We start from the raw sequence: 20,632 nt of genomic DNA on the forward strand, positions 1-20,632 counted from the left end.
TCTTTCCTCTGAAATGGCTACTTTTGGTTTCCTAACATTGAACATATTAGCAGCGAATGGACCATAATATTGCCAAATTACGACAAGATTATAATTTCAAAGGGTTACATGAAGCGGATCTTGACTCTAATCCCCTCAGACAGTTCAAATTATGGTTTGAAGAAGTCATTAAAGCAGGCATTTCGGAGCCTAATGCAATGCTGCTCAGCACGGTCTCAACCGGCCGTCCATCCGCGAGAATTGTGCTGCTAAAAGACCTTGATCATACGGGTTTTACGTTTTTTACCAATTACGACAGCAAGAAGGGAAAAGAAATCGAAGCCAACCCGCAAGTGGCGCTAACCTTTTTCTGGAAGGAGTTTGAAAGGCAGGTGAGAATCGAGGGTTTGATTGAAAAAACGACGGACGCTGAGTCCGCTGAATATTTCGCGGTTCGGCCTCGCGGAAGCCAGATTGGCGCATGGGCGTCTGACCAGAGCCGTCATGTTGAAAGTCGCGAAGCGCTTGAAGAACGCACGCAGTTACTCGAACAAAAATTTGCGGGCGCGGAAGTTCCGCGGCCTCCGCACTGGGGAGGTTACCGCGTCATTCCGGACTATATGGAGTTTTGGCAAGGAAGGCCCAGCCGCCTGCATGATCGATTGGTTTACACTAAAACTGCTGACAATGGCTGGAACATTGAAAGGCTCTGCCCCTAAGCTGTTTTCGTCTTCTCAGGAATCGTTGTCAACACATATTCACCAAGCGGCGAGAGCGTGTAACCCGGCTCGTGACTGATGGTTAACCCGAGGCTTTTCAGCTTACGGACATTGAGTTTGAGCCATTCTTTTTCCTTATTAACCTTTGGAGCAAGTTCCGCCGCGGGCAGTTTGGGGTTCTCCTGAATTGCTTTCAGCACTTTTGTGGTCCATTTGCCTTGATTGCTGAATTTATCGAGCTTCAACAATTTGTCTTTCAATTCTGCGAGCTCTTCGTCCGTCACCTGCACCTTTTGCCGCGGATCAGTCAGCGTGTCGGGTCGGTGGTAACTTAGCTGGATTTTGTAAACAACTCCATTTATTGTCTTTTCCAGTTCGCTGATAAGTGCTTGCGAACTATCATAACCTGCCTGCTTCGCCTCCTCGTCGTTGATTTGGGCAAGATCAATTTCAGTAATGTCCGTAATCTTCACCACGCCAATGCTGGTTGGCAGGACCGATCCTTTTTTCACAGACGTTTTTTTCCATTTCCGAAAAGCCAGCGTAATGTCCCCGGACATGATGCCTTCGAGGTGTTTTTGTTTGATTAGCATTGTTATTTATTTAACAAAAAAGAGACTGCTATTTACAAGCAATCTCTTGATATTGAAAGTGTTATTCCTTAAATATTAGCGCTCATTCATCGGAACGAACTCGCGCTTGGGCGCGCCCACATAAACCTGACGCGGACGTCCGATTGGCTCTTTGTTCTCACGCATTTCTTTCCATTGCGCGATCCAACCCGGCAGACGGCCTATTGCAAACATTACGGTAAACATGTTGGTCGGTATGCCGAGCGCACGATAAATAATGCCTGAATAGAAGTCAACGTTTGGATATAGTTTTCTAGACACAAAATATTCGTCTTCCAAAGCTGCTTTTTCCAATTTCTGAGCAATTTCCAAAATCGGATCATTGATTCCCAGCTTGTTAAGCACATCGTCAGCAGCTTTTTTAATGATGCGTGCTCTTGGGTCGAAGTTTTTATAAACCCTGTGACCAAAACCAAACAGACGGAAGCCGCTGCTTTTGTCTTTGGCCATATTGATGTATTTCTGCGTGTCTCCGCCGTCATTTTTAATGGCTTCAAGCATTTCAATCACTTCCTGATTTGCGCCTCCATGAAGCGGACCCCAAAGTGCGCTGATTCCGGAAGAAATGGAAGAATAAATGTTTGCGTGAGAAGAACCAACCAACCTTACTGTTGACGTAGAGCAGTTTTGCTCGTGGTCGGCGTGCAGGATCAATAATTTGTTCAATGCTGTGGAAACGACCGGGTCAACGTGATATTTTGCAACCGGCAAAGAGAACATCATGTTCAGAAAGTTGGAGCAATAATCCAGGTCGTTTTGCGGATAATTAACGGGATGCCCTTGTGATTTTTTGTAAGACCAGGTTGCAATCGTCGGCAGTTTGGAAAGCAAACGAATGATGTGCAGTTCCGTGATTTCCTCTGTGTTTTGGTCGAAAGTTTCAGGATAAAAAGCGCTCATCGCACTCACCAGCGAAGAAAGTACGCCCATTGGGTGCGCATTCACCGGAAATCCTTCAAATATCTTGCGCATGTCCTCATTGACGAGCGTATGCGTTCTTATAGCATGCTCAAAATCAGTGAATTCCTTTTCCGTAGGCAGTTCTCCGTAAATTAGCAAGTAAGCAACTTCCAAAAACGACGACTTTTCAGCCAGATCTTCAATCGAATACCCTCTGTAATTCAATATGCCTTCCTCACCATCCAGAAACGTTATGGCACTCTTCGTTGCGCCTGTATTTTTATAACCTGCATCAATTGTAATATACCCTGTCTGGTCGCGTAATTTGGCAATATCGATCGCTTTCTCCTGCTCACTTCCTTCAATTATGGGAAACTCGTACTTTTTACCGTCAAGGGTTAATTCAGCTATTTGGGACATATTAATAAGAATAAAATTAAAAAGGTTAATGACAAGACAGAGACAAATCAGGTCAATTCAATCCAAAGATTTTCCGTGCTCCTGATTTACTTATCCATTAAATTAATTTTGTGTTAATTGAACGCAAGAGTAACCATTTCCCGATCCGACACAAGCCGCAATATCCTAAAAAACTGTGTACTTTCTATTATTATCCATGTTTTATTTGTGAAAAACCGGGACTGGGACAATAATATTTCACAATTCAAATTAAATATGATACTATTTGTTTGGACGAAAAAAATGTGCGTAAAACTTCATTTCTGAGCTCTTCAATGCAATGCATCGCCAGGCGTTTTTTCTTTCGGAACGAGCTCCACGTATGGTGGCTTGCTCATTATTTGCCGGATGAGATAACGGCCGAAAAGTCCCGCCAGAATACAAGGCAGCAAGTGCGCTCCATAAATAAACGCCTTCCCGGTGATCCTGTAAGAAAAGGTTGAGAAGGTGATAAAAACATACCCAAACCAAAATACGGCAATCGCCAGCAGCCAGCTGTAAAATATCGATCCCGCTTTGCGACTTGCAAACATTCGGATCAACTCACAAAGCGCCAACGACACGCCGACCACCAAAAGCACGGTAAGCAAGGCCCTGGGAAAATTCCGGATGTAACTGTGCTTGTAAACGAGCACGCCGATTTTCCCGATCAGGTTGGGATGCGCCAGCAAATAGGCATCCGTCACGCTCAGCACCAAGAGCAACAAGAGGCTGCTAACTTTCTTATTCATTTAATGTGACGTCGTTAATGTTGTGATTTACCTATTTGTTACGCAAAAGCGCAGCACATAATTCCTGATATCCGGCCACAATCTGATCTATTTTTTCGGCTTCTGAGTATTCATCTGAAAGCCAATGGATCACGATGCCGTCCTTTTCCATTTTTCTAAAATAAGTCATTTGCCGCTTTGCAAAACGATGAATTTCTGTTTCTAAACGGCTAACCATCTCATCATAACTCATTTCGCCTTGCAGGAAAAGGGTTATGTATTTGTATTCCAATCCGTAATAAATCAACTGCTCCGGCTGCAAACCACTGCCCAACAGAGACTTTACTTCTTCAACCATTCCATTTTCCGACCGGCTTTGCAACCTCCGGCTAATCCGTTCACGCCGCACGTTGACGTCCGGATTAAGGCCGAAAACAATGTAATCGTAAACCGGCGGGGACGCTATAAATTCCGTTCCCTCAGTTGGGTTAACTTGTAAATATTCTGAAATCTCAATCGCACGGATCAATCTTTTGCGTGTGGATGTGTCCGCGACTTGCTGGTAAGGCGTGTTATAAGTTTCAAATCGCTCCAAAAGCGTGTCCGTCGGCTGTTCATTTAACTCATCCCGCAGCAACTCATTGCCAGGAATAGATGCATAAGCATGTCCTTTTAACAAAGAAAGAATGTAAAAACCGGTGCCGCCGCAAACAATGGGAAAATGGCTCTTTGCCGCTATCTGCTCATAAGCGTTTTCAAAATCGTGCTGAAAATCATTGACATTATATTGTTGACCAGCATCAAGAATGTCAATCAAATGATAAGGAATGTGTTTGCCATGCAATGTATATTCCGCCAGATCCTTTCCCGTTCCAATATCCATTTTCCGGTAAACCTGCCGCGAATCGGCACTGATGATCTCGCCATTGAGCGCCGCCGCAACTTGCACGGCAATATGCGTTTTCCCCGAAGCCGTCGGCCCCAGGATAACCAGAAGTGGCGTTTTAGAGGCCGAATTAGGCATCGGTTGCATGTTTCGCAAGCGTTTTCACAAATTTAATGCTGCCTGCATTTTGGACCGAAATGGTTGCGTTCGGATCTAAGTCGGCAGTTTTTGCATGTCTGGTCATATTTTTCAAATCCAAAATGAATGTCATAGGCGCAGTTTGCGAAATGCGCGCGAAACCAAGCTTGGCATAGCCTGCGCCCTCTGACCATTCAAGATCTGCATAAGTCATCAAGTCGTCCGGATTTTTTTCGCGTGTAAAAGCAGTTAGCAGCTTGTCCAAACCGCCGGACACATTTGTATGCAGCAAACTCGCAAAGCGCACCATTTCAAAAGACCGGAACGGACCTTCAACGCGCTGAAAAACACGCGGCGCACTGAATGTCGCAACGGCAACAAGCAATTCATCAGCCTCATCATCGAATTGAAAATCATTGCCTATAACCCTGAAATAACGCTTTGGAAGAAACAACCCATAACGGCTCTTGGCTGAAACAGAGCCATTTAAATGATTGGTTTGGAGAAAATCAGCTGCATCTGCCTGATCAATCCTGCGCACCTGGGTTAGTCGAGCGGGAATTTTTTGAGACTTGCCTAGCATTGCATTCAGCCGCGATTGTACGATGGCCGGGTTTTTAAGCCAATAATCTTCCCAAACGATGACGCATCTTGTTCCCCTCTCACGAAGTAGAATTGCCTTATCAACCGTCAGTTGCCACATTTGGGCTTGAACGTGCTGCCAATCCGCTAATGTGATCAGCATTATATTCATTAGAAGTGTCCCGTCTTTAAACACGGCCAGTTCTGTCGCCAATTCACCAACATTTTGCACTTGCGCAAACTGCAAATGCATTGCTTCCAGCCAGTTACAAAACTGTTGCTTAAACGCTTCGCTTGACATTGATGTAATTGCACTTTGCATAAGGTCGGCAAGTTAGCCGCGGGAAGGCAGAGTAACAAAACGCACTCACTGCGCAGCCCGCGCCGCTTCCCATCCAATCAGCGCCTTTTTGCGCAAACTTCCCCAGCGATATTCGCCAAGCACGCCCTCTTTGCGGATCACCCGATGACAAGGAATCAGGTAAGCGATTGGGTTATCGCCCACGGCAGTCCCAACGGCACGGACGGCTCCGGGATTGCCAATGCTCTGCGCAATTTGCTGGTAAGTGGTCACAGCGCCGTTTGGAATGTTAAGCAATGCTTCCCAGACTTTCAGCTGAAAATTTGTGCCCTGAACAACGAGCGGCAGCTTTTCCAAAGCACCGGATGCTGGTTGGAAAATTCGGTGGACATAATTTTCTGTGCGGTTTTGATCGGGGCGAATGTTGGCGTAATGCCATTTTTTGGCAAGAAGAATCAACTGCTCATCGCGCCCGGATTCATCTACAAAAGCCATAGCACAAATCCCGCGCTCGGTCACTGCGATAAAACAATCGCCAAACGGCGTTGCATGGATGCCATAACTGATTTCCAGCCCTTTTCCGGACGACTTGTATTCCTGCGGCGTTACTGCTTCAATCGAAATAAAGTGATCATAAACCCTACTTTGGCTCGAAAGTCCAGCCAGCTCGGCCAGCTCCACCAGATTGGACGATTCCCTGATTTTTTCTTTGAGATAACCTGCCGTAATATATTGCAGAAATTTCTTGGGGCTCACCCCTGCCCATTCGGTAAATACGCGCTGAAAATGAAACTGACTAATACTCACTTCCTCAGCAACGTCAAACAGCGAAGGCTGGTCTTTTGCATTGGCAACGATGAATTCAATGGCCTTTGCAATCTTGTCGTAATTATAAGTTTCCTGGTTCATGGGACTAAAATTTTGTTGTACAAAGTTGGCTCCGCACCGCCTCCCTGCCAACCTGAAACTTGCTTAAAATCCATGACCGGTTACACCTTTTGTATTTCTTAAAAAATCGACTGACTATATCTTTGCATCATTATTTAGCTCAAATCAGTTTCTCGAACGTTGATAACCATGAAAATAATCATCATCGCCACCTTTCTTTCGATAGCCAACATTAGCACATTGCAGGCTCAAAACTTCAAATCGGAATTAAAACAGCTTCATTCGCAAATCCGGAGCGCATACAAAAGCAAGAAACTGACCGACCTCGAATATTCAAAATTGCAACGCGAGGAGGACGTCATTCAGGCAACAATTGAGAAAGCGAATGCTGACGACATCTTGACTCCCGACGAGAAAAACAAGATACATTCCAAGATTGTCAGGGCAAAAAAAAGGCTTGCCAAATACAAGACAAACCGGGAGATTTATTGAATAACGAAATGTCCGCCCGAGCGAATCAGGCGGACAAGCTTACATTAATAGTCTTTCTTACTATCTTTTTTCGCCTTTTTCTCGGCTCGTTTTTCTTTCAAGTTCTTCTCAGGCTCCTTTTTAGTGCTGCCTTTGTCCAGATTCTTACCTTTCGCCATGACTATGGAAATTTGAGTTTAAGGTGATAACAAATGTAAAGCTATAAAAATATTACTTTTTAGTAATCCAATCCATGATTTGGTTGGCCCTAGCGCCACTGACACCATTGCTTGGACTCGTTCCCTCCCCGCGCAGTTCCTTCACAATCGACTCAATTAAAGGCTGCTGCACATGTTGCGGATACGGAATGTTAACGATCTCAGTTCCCGATTCCGTTTCTATCTTGATATCAAATTTTTCAAAAAACGAAAAAGTGATCCGGCCCTTTGAACCAATGATCTGAGCCTGATCCTCGCGCTGCTCCTTATTAACCGTGTAACACCAGCTCCCATTTCCCAAAACACCCGATTCAAACTCATAATTTGCCACCACAATGTCATCAGCCTGATATAATCCAGCCTGATTTCGTGCAATGCCGGACGCGGATTTCACCGGTCCGAAAACAAATTCCAGAAAATCAAACTGATGCGAAGCCAGATCGTGAAAGTGTCCTCCGCCTGATATTTCAGGATCGACCCGCCAGCGTGGCTTCGGATTTTCACCAACTTCTTCATCATAAGGCTGCCATTGCAGGCAAATGTTGACAAACCGCACATCACCAATGATCCTGCTGTCAACAAGCTCCTTAACCTTCAAAAAATAGTCCAGCGACCTCCTGTAAAAAGCCACGAAAACGGGAACACCCGTCTCCTTGCTGAATGCATTGATCCGGTCACATTCGGCTGCATTGCGTGCCATCGGTTTTTCAATATAAACCGGTTTTCCAGCCTGCATAGCCTTAATTGCGAGCGATTCATGCGCGTCTGGCGGCGTTGCAATGTATATTGCGTTTATTTCGGGATCATTGATCAGCTGGTCGGCATCTGCATACCATTTGGGAACGTTGTGTCGCGCGGCATAGTCAGCAGCCTTCTCGGCGTCGCGGCGCATAACTGCCACCAGACTGGAATTGGCCACCTTATTAAAGGCCGGTCCGCTCTTGACTTCGGTCACATTGCCGCAGCCAATAATGCCCCATTTGATCTGATCCATAGCAAGGGTTTAATGTTTGAACTAATCGTAAAGCATAATAATTATTTAATTGGATAAATCTACTTTAAAACAAAGCCCACATTCGGCGAAAACCATGGAAACGCAACCAAATAATCCGCTTCACGGCAAGACGCTTGAAGCAATCCTGAACGAACTGGTTGATTATTATGGCTGGGAGCAACTGGGTTACCATATTAATATTAACAGTTTCCAGTTTGAGCCGAGTGTCAAATCAAGTCTGAAATTTTTGCGAAAAACGCCCTGGGCTCGCAAAAAAGTCGAAGATCTTTATGTAAAAATGATCGAAAGAAAATAACAGCATTAAAACCCTTTTCGAAAATCAAATTCGCTAAATCGATAAAAATTAAAGACTTATGCCATTTGTAGATTATTATAAAATCCTTGGCGTAGACAAAAGCGCGGAGGATAAGGACATAAAAAACGCTTATAGAAAACTGGCCCGCAAATATCATCCCGACCTGAATCCGGATGATAAGGAGGCGGAAAAAAAATTCAAAGAGCTTAACGAAGCCAATGAAGTGCTCAGCGACCCGGAAAAGCGGAAAAAATACGACAAATACGGTAAGGACTGGCAATACAGCGAGGAATTCGAGAAAGCGCAGCAGTCGCGCCGCAGCGCCGGCCGCCAGCAAGGGCAATGGCAATCCGGAGGCGGAGATCAGTTTTCCGATTTTTTTGAGTCCATGTTCGGGTCATCGAGTGGTTTTGGCGGCGGCAGACAAAGGAATTTACGCGGCCAGGATTATCAGGCAGAGCTTCATTTGACTTTGCAGGAAGCATTTGAAACGCAGAAGAAAACGATCACAGTCAACGGCAGAAATATTCGCATTACGGTCCCGGCCGGCATTCAAAACGGACAAACCATCAAGATTGCCGGACACGGCGGACCAGGCGCAAGCGGCGGCCAGAACGGCGATCTCTTTATCACATTCAACATTGCCGAAGACGACAAGTTGAAGCGGAATGGCAATGACTTGCATATGAAAACGGAACTGGATTTGCGGACCGCAATGCTTGGTGGAGAGATTGTTATTGAGACACTTAGCGGAAAATTGAAACTTCCTGTAAAAGCGGAAACGCAAAACGGAAGTGTGGTGAGGTTGAAAGGCAAAGGATTTCCGGTTTACAAAAAAGCTGAAAACTTTGGGGATCTGTATGTGACTTTTGATGTGAAGATTCCGGTTAACCTGTCTGATAGGCAAAAGGAATTGTTTGCAGCTGCCTTCGACGAAGCCTGAGCTGCCACAAGGGAATGCAGCCCAAATTAATCGCTCATTAACAGATTAGCAGCGTATCTTTGGGCTGTTTTTACAATTATTTTTTATGAAATTCGACGATTACCACATTGCACCCGAGATCAAAAGAAGCCTTGAAACGAGCGGATTCAAACGTCCGACCGACATTCAATTCAAGGCCATTCCGGCGATCATTAAGGGTGAAGATGTCCTTGCTATTGCTCAGACAGGAACGGGAAAGACGGCTGCTTTTGCCATTCCGATCATTGATAAATTGCATAAACAGAAATCTTCCAGCCGCTCAGAGGGAATCAAATGCGTGGTGATGGTTCCAACGCGTGAGCTTGCCATTCAGATAACCGAAGTTTTCTCAAAAATCGCGCAGCACACGCGGGTGAAGGCGTTCAGTGTTTTTGGAGGCGTTGAGCAAGGCCCGCAAATTGCACAGCTGGAAAAAGGCATTGATGTGCTAATTTCCACGCCCGGACGCATGTTCGACCTTGTGAGTCAGGGGTTTATCAAATTAGACCGCATTGAAATTCTCGTTCTTGACGAAGCCGACCATATGCTTGATCTTGGTTTTATCAAGGACATCCAGGATTTGATCAAATTTTTACCAAAAAACCGGCAGACACTTTTTTTCTCGGCAACCATTAATGAGAAAATCAAGAAACTTGCCTATTCACTGGTCAGGAATGCAATCCGCATTCAAATTTCGCCCAACAATCCGGTTGCACGGAACATTACACATTCGGTGGCTTTTGTTGCCATGGACGACAAGCGATTTTTTCTTGAAAGGGTGATTAAAGAGAATCCAGACAATAAAGTGCTCGTGTTTGTGCGTACGAAGGTGCGGGCGGAACGTGTGTTCAATGCATTGGAACGAATGGAAATCAAAAGCATGACCATTCATGGCGACAAGGAACAAGCCGACAGGCTCACGGCGCTCAATGAATTCAAAAATGGCAATGTTAAAGTGCTCATTGCCACAGATGTAAGTGCAAGAGGAATTGACATCGCGAATGTGGATTACGTCGTCAACTATGACCTTCCGGAACAAGCCGAAAATTACGTTCACCGCGTGGGACGGACGGGCCGCGGCACACAAAAAGGGCGGGCAGTTTCTTTTTGCAGTCCCGAAGAAAAGCCGATGCTGGAAGAAATTCAAACCTATCTCGATAAACCCATCGACGTCTTAAACATAAGCACAACCGATTATTCACAAACACTCGACTTCACTGCCGACACGACCGACGACCTGAAATCGCTTATGAAAGAGGTCGAAGATTACGAAACGGCGAAGCGTAAGAAAAAGAAGAAATAAGAAAGTGGATATAAGCAAAACAGGCTTGCAGTGGTTACTGCAAGCCTGTTTTCGTAAAAATATCGATGGTTAGTCAGCGATCGGATCAGCAATGATTTGACCGCGAACTTCTCCGAAAATGTTGTTAGCAGTTGGAATGTTCACGTATAACTGACCTAAGATCAATTGTGTTTGTTGCTCTACATTCAGCTTCTGTGTTCCCTGAACCTGATTTCCGGTTGGTTTGTCAGCCAATGTAAACAGCAATGGGCCAGCTTCCCAAGCAGGATTTGCACTGTGAATGTTAACTGATGTAGGGACTACATTCTGATAATTAATGTTGTATTTCAGCTCCATCGTGTTCTTGTTATACTCAAAAACACCCGTGCCCTGACCAGCAGATGTAGCTTTTGGAACAGTAGCACCACTATTTATTACTGAGGAGAACTTCACAATGTCATCTTTGTGAGGACCTTCCTCTTTGCAAGATGTCACAAATCCCAACATTACAACTCCTGCGATCAATAGTAAAAAACGTTTCATTGGCTTTTTCATACATCATTAATTTAAAAAAATTTAACCCTTAAATATATACAAACTTATCTCGCTACAAAAATGATACCACTCAGCGCCTAAATATTCCAGAGGTCGCTCTTGCGAATGTAAACGAATTGATTGTTCCAAATAACCCGGTTCCAATGGTCTACGGAGCCAACAATTGTCAGCTTATGCCCCTTCCCTACCCGATCAACGACAGCCGCCGCAGACGACGGCTCATCCCGCAGGAAGGTGTTTTCATTGACAATGATACAAGTCTGATAAAGCGATGGAACATTCAGAATCCCCAGCAACACAAGCAAGTAAACGATTATTGACAGCTTGTGTATTTGCAGAATCGGCTCCTTCCGTCGAACTTTTGTAACCATGATTACAACTATGTACGTCCCCAAAGTTAGAAGCAATATTGGAATGTAATCACCATATCTTCTGTAAAAAATTATAAAATAGTTGTAATCATCAAATTCATAGCCGGTTAAGTTCTGTTCCTGCGCCAGCTTGTCCATCTTCTCAAACAGTCGTCGCGACGGGTTTGTGAGCGCAAGTTTGCTGAGGTAAAACAGGCAATCGGTGTAATTATTTGTCTTTTCCGCCAGGAAAGCCAGTTTCAAAAGCAGGCTTTGATTGTTTTTTTCATCCTGGCTAAAATTTTTTTTATACAGTTGCAGCGACTCCGGATAACGGGCCATAGCGAACAGAGAATCAGCCGTTTTTAGCTCCTTTCTATTCGTCGCGAAAGCCGTTACAGAGCTCATCACCGTTCCCAAAAAAATCCAAAATATCAGGTATTTACTACGCAGGGCTTGCATTATACTTTTTAGAATTCTACTTTTGCATCGCAATTACGGAAAAGGCCACGGCTAATCCAACAACCTGCAAATTTCCAAATCCCGGTCAAACGGGCGAGTAGAAATAGGATTCCGTAGCTCAGCTGGTAGAGCAATACACCGCGCGGCGTCCGCAATTCGATTGGCGCTTTTAATGTATGGGTCCTGGGCCTTTTACAGAAATAAGCAAAAGACTGATGTTGAACAGTAAATCAACAATAAGATTCCGTAGCTCAGCTGGTAGAGCAATACACCGCGCGGCGTCCGCTTTTAATGTATGGGTCCTGGGCCTTTAACAGACATAAGCAAAAAGACTGATGTTGAACAGTAAATCAACAATAGGATTCCGTAGCTCAGCTGGTAGAGCAATACACTTTTAATGTATGGGTCCTGGGTTCGAATCCCAGCGGGATCACTTGAAGAAATAACAAAAAGCATCAAAAGCCTGCAAATCAAACGATTAGCAGGCTTTTTTCTTTCCGGATTATGCCAAAAGATTTAATTTTCGTCAAATTTTTGGTGAGTAATTCGGTAAGTTCGAGAATCTGCAAATTTTACTCACCAGAATCGTTGTAACTTATTGTATTTGAAGATGTTTACGCCGTAAACATCTTGTGCTGAAATGGCTTGCAAGACTACTTTTGTTCAACTTTTTAACCTGATAAGGGGTATGAAAACAAAGATCAGTCTGCTTTTCTATTTGAAGAAGCCGAAGAATTATCAAAAAGGGCCTGTGCCGATTTACTTGCGGATTACGGTTGAAAGTAAAAGAGCAGAATTTACAACTGGCCGAGAATGCGAGCCCGGTCGATGGAATGCGGTTGCTGGCAGAGTTACTGGTTCGAAGGAGACAGTAAAATCTGTTAATGCCTATCTCGGCAACCTCGAACAGCAATTGTTAGATGCGCACGCCGCTCTGGTTCGTGACGGAGCATTGATAACGGCGGAAACGATCAAAAACAAATATCTAGGCGTCGGACCTAAGCAGCGATTATTGATGACAGTGATCGCAGACCATAACGGGCGTATGAAGACATTGGTCGGTCAGGAGTATGCTATCGGTACACTTAACCGCTACAAGGTGCTCGAACGTCATACATTGGCATTCTTGAAAAGTCACTTCAACACAAGTGATTTTGACATCAGCCGCATCGATTTCGCTTTCATCGCTGACTATGAGTTCTATTTGCGCTCAGTTCGTAAGATGGGTAATAATGCGGTGGTGAAGCACATGAAAATGTTTCGCAAGATCATTAACATTTGCCTTGGGAATGGCTGGATGAATTTTGATCCTTATTTGAACTTCAAGGGGAAGTTCAACAAGGTTGACAAGGCGATCCTGACTCGAGCGGAGTTAGACTTAATGGCTAGCAAAGAGTTTGCCAGTGATCGACTCGCACAGGTTCGCGACACTTTTCTTTTTTGTTGTTTCACCGGCCTGGCCTACTCTGATATCCAGAAGCTCGAAACAAGCCAGATAGCACGAGGGATCGATGGTGAGCAGTGGATTTTCAGCCAGAGGACGAAAACGAATGTCAAATCACATATTCCGCTGTTGCCAGAAGCGCTTCAAATAATCGACAGATATAAAGATCATCCGCTTTGTGAGTCCCGAGGGCTTGTGTTACCTGTGCCGAGTAATCAGAAGATGAATGACTATCTGAAAGAAATTGCCGTGATCTGCGGGATTAATAAGGTTCTTACTTCACACGTAGCTAGGCATACGTTTGCGACGACTATTACCCTTCAAAATGGTGTGCCGATTGAAAGCGTTTCTAAAATGCTTGGGCATACAAACATTCGGACTACGCAGATCTATGCAAAGATCCTGGACACGAAGGTCAGTGAAGATATGCAGGCTTTGAAAGGGCGGCTTTCCAAGAGATCTGGTACGGAAGGTTAGCGCTGCACCTTCTCTCTCACGACCCCTCCTATTTGTGAGAGGGGATCGCGAGAGAGAAGGTGAAAAATATTATAACAAGAGTGAATTTCTAAATGATAAGGGCTCTTTGATAAGTCCTCCGGCAGAAAAAATTTTAAACATCCTCCAACTCCGATTTTGATTGTACAAACCAAGCTGTTTTGTTACCATAGATTGATTTCAGACGATCATACCAAGTCGCTTTCAAAACAACAGCTGTGCCCTCCAAACGAGGAACTTCTGTACAATCACTAATTCCTCCGAAGTATTGCTCTCTCCACGTCATCAATCTCACAATCACTTCACCAGTGTTATCAACTGCCTGAAAACCATTATGAAAATCCTGAGCTACTTCAAGACCAAGCTGGCTAATAATCCAAGGAGAAACGAATAGCAAATTGCAGTACTCCAACTTATCAATAATATTCAATTCACAAATTGGCTCGTCCGATTGGGCTTTTGTAATCACTGCCTCTCTGTAATATGAAGCTCTAAATAGGTACTTTGCAAATCGAAATTGCCCTTTTACTGGTTTGCCTCCAAAGGTGAGGTGCGAACTTATGGTTCGACGACCTTTAGACTTGAAGTCGTCACCGTAAATCTCTACCTCCTTCCATGCTAACACAACCCATCCATCTCTCTCAACCGGGGCACTGGCATCGAATGTCCCATATTCAGGAATTTCTTCTGACTTAGGAAGATATGGCGGCCTTTTGCACAACGTCCCGATCTGAATTATAAGTTCTGGCAGATACAAATCTAAGCCCAATGTGTCTGGAGGGTAGGTATTCCTAGATATGTTGGTTAGTTCTTCGCACCATAGATTGTTGATGATCTCATACGGAGCATTGGCAAGAGGAACGATTGGAGTCATCAACTTTTCTGACCGCATATAATATTGACCAAATTCCTCACTAATTATGTCTCTTTTGTGCTCGTAAGCTCTAAATGAACCATGCAAGACGCCTAGATACTTTGAAAGGATTCGATATTTAGGGTGAATGTACTCCATGAATCCACGGTCGTATGCATGGGATGGATACGTCAACCTTATGCGAGGTTTGTCAATCGAAATGGGCTCAAATTCGAAAAACGATTTGATAATCTGATTCTCGAGGAAATAGTCAGTAGGGTATCGACGAAGTAACAGTTCTACAAAATAATCCGGGATTTTGTCGGAATCAATGTAGTCGTGAAGCACTTGAAGTAGAATCGCCTTGTGAATAGGTAGCAAAAGTTTCTCTTGTAAAAACGCCCATTGATAGGGTCGGAATAGTAAGTGAGGGCGAGTCCTAGCGATGTAGGATAAGGACCAGATGATGCCTTGTGTTTTCTCCGTTGTAAATGTTTTTAATCTTGCAATAAGCAGCGCAACCACCAATTCATCATCAGTAAATGATTCTAATCCGCCGTAAATGGAGGCATTAATTTTCGCATTTGGAGGATGAGGGAGGCGTCTTTCCACAAGCGCGTAGACCTGTCTAATTAGTTCTCCGACGACTTTCTCCGAAAGGCCTAACTCTGAAAATGCTTTGATAAGATTACAGGAGATCAAATCTGAAAAATCATAATTCTTATCTGAAAGCAGAAAACTCAATTCTTCATGCAGAATAGAAATTGCTCTTTGACCATCTACTTGATATGCATTCTTCAAATAATCTGTATAGTGAAGCGAGTGATACCACCCATCTGTTAAGTTCACGAACAAGCTGATATTTAAGCGCATCCATTCTTCGCTTCCTTTTACAAAAACATTGCTCATCCATTCGGGAGCGTCACGACCATATTTAAATGCTGCTGCTGCCAAACGAATAATTCTCTTCTTATCGTCGTCATTTCGAAGCTTATAAACGTAACCTTCGAAATCAGCCCGTTGATCTGCTTTTAAAGGATGCAATTCAAGGTGGGCAGAAACCTCATCCAACGAAGCATTAGAAAGTGGAAACGCGATAGCCAAACCTCGAGTCGGCTGGTTATCCTCTAAGTCGTTTTTCCCTGATTTTAATTGCAATGATCGTCCAAGGCGCAATTCAAATTCTTTAACAACACCGGCAGAAAAATCATTTTCTGCCTCCTTTATATGTTTGGAAGGTATTGTATCAAGCCACATTTTGAAGTTCTCCCTAAGACCGTCCTCAACGAGATCCAGTATTGCAAGTCCGTGACGCAAAATCACTTCCGATGAGGCGAGTGGAAGGGACCGGCACAGCAAATACCAATTCGTAGGACTATAAGTAGATTGAAACTTCTCAAGCATATCGATAAATTGCTCTTCCTGATGCCAGCGAGCACCGTTATTTTCAAGTGTCTCACTTATAAGGAACTTTAGTGCTTCCCTCGGGTAAACATCTGCAAATTCATTAAACCACTCAACAGGATAACTGCTTGTGGATTTTCCATCCGTATGAGTTACAACAGTCATAGCAAGTTCATACAGATTGAAAAACCAACTTGCATCAAGCGTTCCGTAACTTTTTTGGTACGAAGCGCTACAAAACAATATCTCACTTAGCGTACGATCCTTTCGGTAGCCGTACGCCGCCATAGCCTGGATACCATCAGCGAACATTTCTTTGGATTACTCTATTTCGCCAGTCTGATTTAAGATCAAGGCATAGTTGAAAGCAGTTTCCGCCACATCAGAGTAGTATCGCCTCGAACCGAGGGGCTTGTAGTATTCCTTATATTTCGCCACAACATAGGAGTTCGGCAAATACCGACTTATAATTTCTAAGTACTCTTCATGAGTTAACGGCCCCATAACAGCTCCCCTCATTGAAGTTGTTACCTCTGTGACCCGCTCCAAATATTCACAGCATTTAAGCAGCAAAGCACTATTTCCGTTACACAGAAGCAATCCTTCATGGAATGACCTCTTTATGATGGGAAACAAGTAGTATAAATCATTAACGCGTGGTTTGCCCTTGAAAGGCTCCAAGTCTCTAACTAAATATGAGAATGTATCTAGTATTCGTTCCTCCTCCGCTCTAGCCTTTTTGTGCTGGTTTATACGAATAAAAAAAATGACCCAATTTCGGAACCAGTTATATCCAGCTAGTCTCCCAACTGCATCTTCAACCTCGTCGGTCACTGTGGCCGCCACGATGGAAGGTATACTTCGGATCTCTGTTAAGACATCCTCATGAACACTGTAATGATCATCTTGAATGATTGCTCTAACCACATCAGATAGCCTGCTTTCAGTTCTAATAAATTGCTGTTTTATTTTCTGATAGTACGGCACATTGGTTTCCCAATCAGCTCCCTTAAAAACTGACCACTTGTCCAACTCATCGACGATATTTGGAAGTTTACTGCGGAATTTTTTATTCCGATAGATGACTTTTATTAGCTTTTCAAATTTGTCAAATCGCCGCGTGTGCAGATGCTTCAGGGCAGCACTTCCAACAAGGTCTAAAGGAATCGTTGACTCTTCAGGAATAATTCCCCAATGGACTACATCATTTGATTTATATGCCTGGTTGACAAGAAATCTGACTGCTGCTTCAAGCCCGATCGAAAGATTTTCACCGTTCCACAGTACACGGTACATACTCTCCGGTCCGTGAATCTGCTGTATCGCGGTGAGATACGACACCATAACAGATTCATCGAGAAATTTAAGTTGATAAATAATCTTGGCCTGCTCAGAAACAATAATTATTGGTAAAAATCCAGTCGTATATTGTAGGCACTTCCTTTGCAGATAATGATTATTTCTAATGCTGTCGAGTGGCTGTGCGTGATATAAGCTCTTTTCAATGAAATCTGCCGATATGGTTTTGGTAATATCCTCAAACGCGCCGATTTCAAAACACAATTTTAATAAATGACTGTAGGCTTTCTGCGACTCAAAGAACGGTTGATTTTTTAACCAGTTAATTAGCGGTTTATACACTAGATGTTCAATAGATGCTCCATAGGATATTATCAAGTCAATTACAAACCGCTTAAAACTTTCATGATAAATTGAATAGCCAATCGAAGGTTTATATCGAACAACCGGCAGCAATATTTCAAGTTGCTTGTTTGACAACTCTCCAAGGTGAGTAATTTCTCGGAGTTCATTTTCGGTCAATGAAAAATCTGCGCCGCAAAGAGCATAAGGTATTCCGGTATCACCTAGAATTTGTTCATACAGATAGCCGTAATATCCTTTAAGATTGTAGTCGTAAGCAGGCAAACTATCGATTAGATTTAACGGCAATCTGGTTTTACTTGAACCAATGTGATCGATCAAGTACTTGCAGTAAAGAGCATTGCCGTCACTTTTTGTGTGAATCGTCTCGGCGAGTGATCGATTGTTATGTTGAGTATTTCTTATGCCATTTCTCTTCATTAATCCAGCGGCGAAATCTAGGGTTACTTGTGGAAGTGCAAATACATGAAATGTTGCCAGTTGGGATAATTGGCTGATAGGTTGAGATATCACAAGCACTGAAATTTTGGGATTCGTTATATCGAGCTGCCCGATCGCCTGCAATATTGTTGTCTCATCCTCTGTTAAACCACCTCTGTTTCTCTGGTATACCCTCCAAATGTGGTCGATTCCGTCAATAATAATTAGAGTCTTTTTTCGAATTCTGCGTAATAAGATATTTAATTGTTCGAGGTTAGATGCATAACGCCTAGTCATATGGCTATGTAAACTGTCATCATCCGATAAAATTTGAGTGATTAGGTTCGCATACAAAATATTGACAGTAATCCGCCTAACCGACAATGGATCGTTTAAAGCTAAATAACAATAATGCTTAATAACGTTAGTTCTTTTGCCAACTTCGCGTTCTATATTGGCAATAAGCCAAGATTTGCCAGCACCAGGTTCTGCAGTAAGAATCATTTTTTTCTCTTTCTCAAGCTTTTCTAAAACCTGAGAAACTCGCTCGGGAGTCTGGACAAACACTGATTCATCAATTACGAATTTTTGCTCTATCCCTCCATTTGTTTGCTTAATATTAATCAACTGTGCGACTTCATCACATGAAATTGTTTGGCTCTCTTTCGATCTGAGACTTCTAACGATGGAGCAAAGCCTTTCCGCTACTTCAATAACTGAGAGATGGTCATTTGGATATACGCCAATGCCAATCCTGTCAATTGCTTTCGCGAGCATCATTTCAAGTCCGGCGGAAAAGTCCAGCAACAGCGAAGACTTAGGACAACCCACTTCAATAATCAAGTCATCGAGAAATTGCCTAAATTCTTCTCGACTTTGCGAAGCTGCCCAATTGCTAAGAGCAGTCCATGAGCGGAATACGTTTTCGCCCAAAGGCCATAATGCGTCCATATTAAACTTGAAGCATGTGGTACCGGTAAGGAGGCTGGTATCTTCAGGTAGTTCAAGTAGTACCTCGGTAATCGGATCATCGTTATTAGGTAGGTCCCATGCTAGAAGAATTCGCCAGCGATAAGTCACATGTCGTAAAGCCTTCCAAGTATCGAATAAATCAAACAGCGCCAAGTCGTAAGAATTCCCAGCGGAGAAGTCCTGCTTGGTAAGTCTATGGTGACTGATTTCATTGCTATACTTAACCTGCATGCAGATTACGTTCTCTTCATTGTAAATAGTAATATCATCAAACCTGTCAGGTATCCCCTTACTAGTCTTCTTCTGATCGAAAAGAAGCTGTGTGGAACCTCTTCCAGCCCAGAGCTCATTTGCGATGAAATATGCACCTAGAATATCTTGATATATGTAACCTTGATGAGCAGACGTTAGCATGAATCCTATTGTATAATTTTATTTCAATTTCGAACCATGCCACCCAACGCAGCGCCTTGAATGACAATTTATTTCTGATTACAGTAAAGGCACCGGATGGAATTTGTCTGATGGCAAATCGATTAGATCCAACGTGGGGGGCCTGAGTGAAAAGAATATCCGCAGATCCGAAGCACCAGCTACCGTCACCAATACAGCTAATCAAATATCATAATTTCAGGATATACTTGTATCAATTTTCCAATCGAAGAAAAAAAGGATTACCTCTTAACCGCAATCGGCCAGATGTCAGTTTGTGTTACAAACTAATCTGGCCCGGCCAAACGCTCCGGAGTCGCTGCCGGGGGAATTTATAAATATTTTAATGTCGCAACCAGACTCCACCCGAGATTACTCTGTAACAAGATGTGTAAGAATAGTCAGGTTTAGCTAAACGTGAAAGATTTAATGCAGCTGTTCACCCCCCTCTGCCCGCTAATAATATTTCTCACATTCACACTTTTGACCGAAGTAACATTTGCAGGGCAAGATTCTATCTTTGTAATGTCGAGTCGACAAATCCATGTTCTGTCCTAAGTTTACCAATGAAGCTAACGTTGTTCAAAAAATACTTCAAGACTTTCAATGACTTGCCTCTGCCCAAAGACGTATGGCAAACTGCTGAATATGAGGCCTATGTAGAGGCGATAGAGCTAAACAAAGATTGTGGCGATTGGTATTTCAAGCAAAAATCAAAGATGCTGGTATTAACTACAAGAAATATTGCTGCCTGAAAATGGCATATCATCTTATTGAGGACAAGAAGGCCACGCTAGAAAATCCAATAAATTATGATTCAGTAATCACACATAAAAGAATTGATTTTGGTCTTCCCATTCATGATGGAGGGAATTCCTATATCAAAATCGATTTTTGCCCTTGGTGCGGGAAAAATCTATCTGTGACATAATTGCGACCTTGTTTGTAGCCTAACAAACAAGAGGTTAATCCAGTCTTATAAAATAAGTGCTTTCAATTCAGCGGTTTTATGTCAGCCGCAATCGGTCGGATGTAAGCTGCTGAACAATTCGCCTAAAGGGTTGCTGACAAATGAATCTCATAGTTTTCCTATATTTATGCTAATTGCAAGCCGATCACCACAAATTGGTGAGTGACGCGGTGAGTA

19 protein-coding genes and 1 tRNA gene are annotated in these 20,632 nt (G+C 43.4%); 9 read left to right on the plus strand and 11 right to left on the minus strand.

Annotation, left to right across the window (positions count from 1 at the left end; translation table 11 throughout):
* Positions 1-56: 56 nt before the first annotated feature.
* Positions 57-698 (plus strand): pyridoxamine 5'-phosphate oxidase, encoded by a 642-nt coding sequence (gene pdxH, locus LZG73_RS06265; protein ID WP_233846946.1) that lies wholly within the window; start codon positions 57-59, stop codon positions 696-698.
* Here the strand turns inward: pdxH and LZG73_RS06270 are convergent.
* The 6 genes from LZG73_RS06270 to LZG73_RS06295 form a co-directional block, all read right to left on the minus strand.
* Entirely contained in the window at positions 695-1,291 is a 597-nt protein-coding gene (locus LZG73_RS06270; RefSeq protein ID WP_233846948.1) for a hypothetical protein, read from the minus strand. The two genes, pdxH and LZG73_RS06270, sit on opposite strands and share 4 nt — an antisense overlap.
* Before the next feature lie 75 nt (positions 1,292-1,366).
* Positions 1,367-2,650, minus strand: coding sequence for a citrate synthase (locus LZG73_RS06275; RefSeq protein WP_233846950.1), 1,284 nt, complete (start codon positions 2,648-2,650; stop codon positions 1,367-1,369).
* A 311-nt stretch (positions 2,651-2,961) separates the two neighbouring features.
* Entirely contained in the window at positions 2,962-3,420 is a 459-nt protein-coding gene (locus LZG73_RS06280) for a hypothetical protein (protein ID WP_233846952.1), read from the minus strand.
* A 31-nt stretch (positions 3,421-3,451) separates the two neighbouring features.
* Positions 3,452-4,423 (minus strand): tRNA (adenosine(37)-N6)-dimethylallyltransferase MiaA, encoded by a 972-nt coding sequence (gene miaA, locus LZG73_RS06285; RefSeq protein WP_233846954.1) that lies wholly within the window; start codon positions 4,421-4,423, stop codon positions 3,452-3,454.
* Positions 4,416-5,327 carry a hypothetical protein gene (locus LZG73_RS06290; RefSeq protein ID WP_233846956.1) on the minus strand — a complete coding sequence of 304 codons (912 nt, stop codon included), beginning with the start codon at positions 5,325-5,327 and terminating at the stop codon, positions 4,416-4,418. The genes miaA and LZG73_RS06290 overlap by 8 nt, the downstream gene beginning before the upstream one ends.
* Positions 5,328-5,372: 45 nt before the next feature.
* Entirely contained in the window at positions 5,373-6,215 is an 843-nt protein-coding gene (locus LZG73_RS06295; RefSeq protein WP_233846957.1) for a methylated-DNA--[protein]-cysteine S-methyltransferase, read from the minus strand.
* A gap of 168 nt (positions 6,216-6,383) precedes the next feature.
* Between LZG73_RS06295 and LZG73_RS06300 the strand changes: the two genes are divergently transcribed.
* Positions 6,384-6,686 (plus strand): hypothetical protein, encoded by a 303-nt coding sequence (locus LZG73_RS06300; protein WP_233846959.1) that lies wholly within the window; start codon positions 6,384-6,386, stop codon positions 6,684-6,686.
* A 210-nt stretch (positions 6,687-6,896) separates the two neighbouring features.
* On the opposite strand, the gene LZG73_RS06305 is transcribed toward LZG73_RS06300, so the two are convergent.
* Positions 6,897-7,877: a Gfo/Idh/MocA family protein gene (locus tag LZG73_RS06305; protein ID WP_233846960.1), complete on the minus strand. Its 981-nt coding sequence runs from the start codon at positions 7,875-7,877 to the stop codon at positions 6,897-6,899.
* A gap of 94 nt (positions 7,878-7,971) precedes the next feature.
* On the opposite strand from LZG73_RS06305, the gene LZG73_RS06310 reads away from it, so the two are divergent.
* The 3 genes from LZG73_RS06310 (at position 7,972) to LZG73_RS06320 (ending at position 10,457) form a co-directional block, all read left to right on the plus strand.
* A complete protein-coding gene (locus LZG73_RS06310) occupies positions 7,972-8,193 on the plus strand; it encodes a VF530 family DNA-binding protein (protein ID WP_233846961.1) in 222 nt (73 codons plus the stop codon).
* A 58-nt stretch (positions 8,194-8,251) separates the two neighbouring features.
* The gene (locus LZG73_RS06315) at positions 8,252-9,136 is read left to right on the plus strand and encodes a DnaJ C-terminal domain-containing protein (RefSeq protein WP_233846962.1); all 885 of its coding nucleotides are present in this window, start codon (positions 8,252-8,254) and stop codon (positions 9,134-9,136) included.
* Positions 9,137-9,221: 85 nt separating this feature from the next.
* Positions 9,222-10,457: a DEAD/DEAH box helicase gene (locus LZG73_RS06320; protein ID WP_233846963.1), complete on the plus strand. Its 1,236-nt coding sequence runs from the start codon at positions 9,222-9,224 to the stop codon at positions 10,455-10,457.
* Positions 10,458-10,526: 69 nt separating this feature from the next.
* On the opposite strand, the gene LZG73_RS06325 is transcribed toward LZG73_RS06320, so the two are convergent.
* Both LZG73_RS06325 and LZG73_RS06330 read right to left on the minus strand, forming a co-directional pair.
* The gene (locus LZG73_RS06325; protein WP_233846964.1) at positions 10,527-10,991 is read right to left on the minus strand and encodes a CHRD domain-containing protein; all 465 of its coding nucleotides are present in this window, start codon (positions 10,989-10,991) and stop codon (positions 10,527-10,529) included.
* Between the two features lie 77 nt (positions 10,992-11,068).
* A complete protein-coding gene (locus LZG73_RS06330) occupies positions 11,069-11,803 on the minus strand; it encodes an SH3 domain-containing protein (protein ID WP_233846965.1) in 735 nt (244 codons plus the stop codon).
* 360 nt (positions 11,804-12,163) lie between these two features.
* Between LZG73_RS06330 and LZG73_RS06335 the strand changes: the two genes are divergently transcribed.
* Positions 12,164-12,236 (plus strand) — tRNA-Lys (locus LZG73_RS06335).
* Between the two features lie 255 nt (positions 12,237-12,491).
* Positions 12,492-13,724 (plus strand): site-specific integrase, encoded by a 1,233-nt coding sequence (locus LZG73_RS06340; RefSeq protein ID WP_233846966.1) that lies wholly within the window; start codon positions 12,492-12,494, stop codon positions 13,722-13,724.
* A 133-nt stretch (positions 13,725-13,857) separates the two neighbouring features.
* Here the strand turns inward: LZG73_RS06340 and LZG73_RS06345 are convergent, their stop codons facing one another.
* Together LZG73_RS06345 and LZG73_RS06350 are read right to left on the minus strand one after the other, a co-directional pair.
* Positions 13,858-16,311, minus strand: a complete 2,454-nt coding sequence (locus LZG73_RS06345; RefSeq protein WP_233846968.1) for a hypothetical protein — start codon at positions 16,309-16,311, stop codon at positions 13,858-13,860.
* Positions 16,312-16,320: 9 nt separating this feature from the next.
* On the minus strand, positions 16,321-19,467 hold the full coding sequence (locus LZG73_RS06350; RefSeq protein WP_233846970.1) for an ATP-binding protein: 3,147 nt from the start codon (positions 19,465-19,467) through the stop codon (positions 16,321-16,323).
* A 584-nt stretch (positions 19,468-20,051) separates the two neighbouring features.
* Here LZG73_RS06350 and LZG73_RS06355 point away from each other — a divergent pair.
* Positions 20,052-20,240 (plus strand): hypothetical protein, encoded by a 189-nt coding sequence (locus tag LZG73_RS06355; RefSeq protein WP_233846972.1) that lies wholly within the window; start codon positions 20,052-20,054, stop codon positions 20,238-20,240.
* A 2-nt stretch (positions 20,241-20,242) separates the two neighbouring features.
* A complete protein-coding gene (locus LZG73_RS25620; RefSeq protein WP_409014320.1) occupies positions 20,243-20,416 on the plus strand; it encodes a DUF6980 family protein in 174 nt (57 codons plus the stop codon).
* The last annotated feature ends 216 nt before the right edge of the window (positions 20,417-20,632 follow it).

It is taken from the genome of Dyadobacter sp. CY326 (assembly GCF_021390515.1).
Classification (GTDB): domain Bacteria; phylum Bacteroidota; class Bacteroidia; order Cytophagales; family Spirosomataceae; genus Dyadobacter.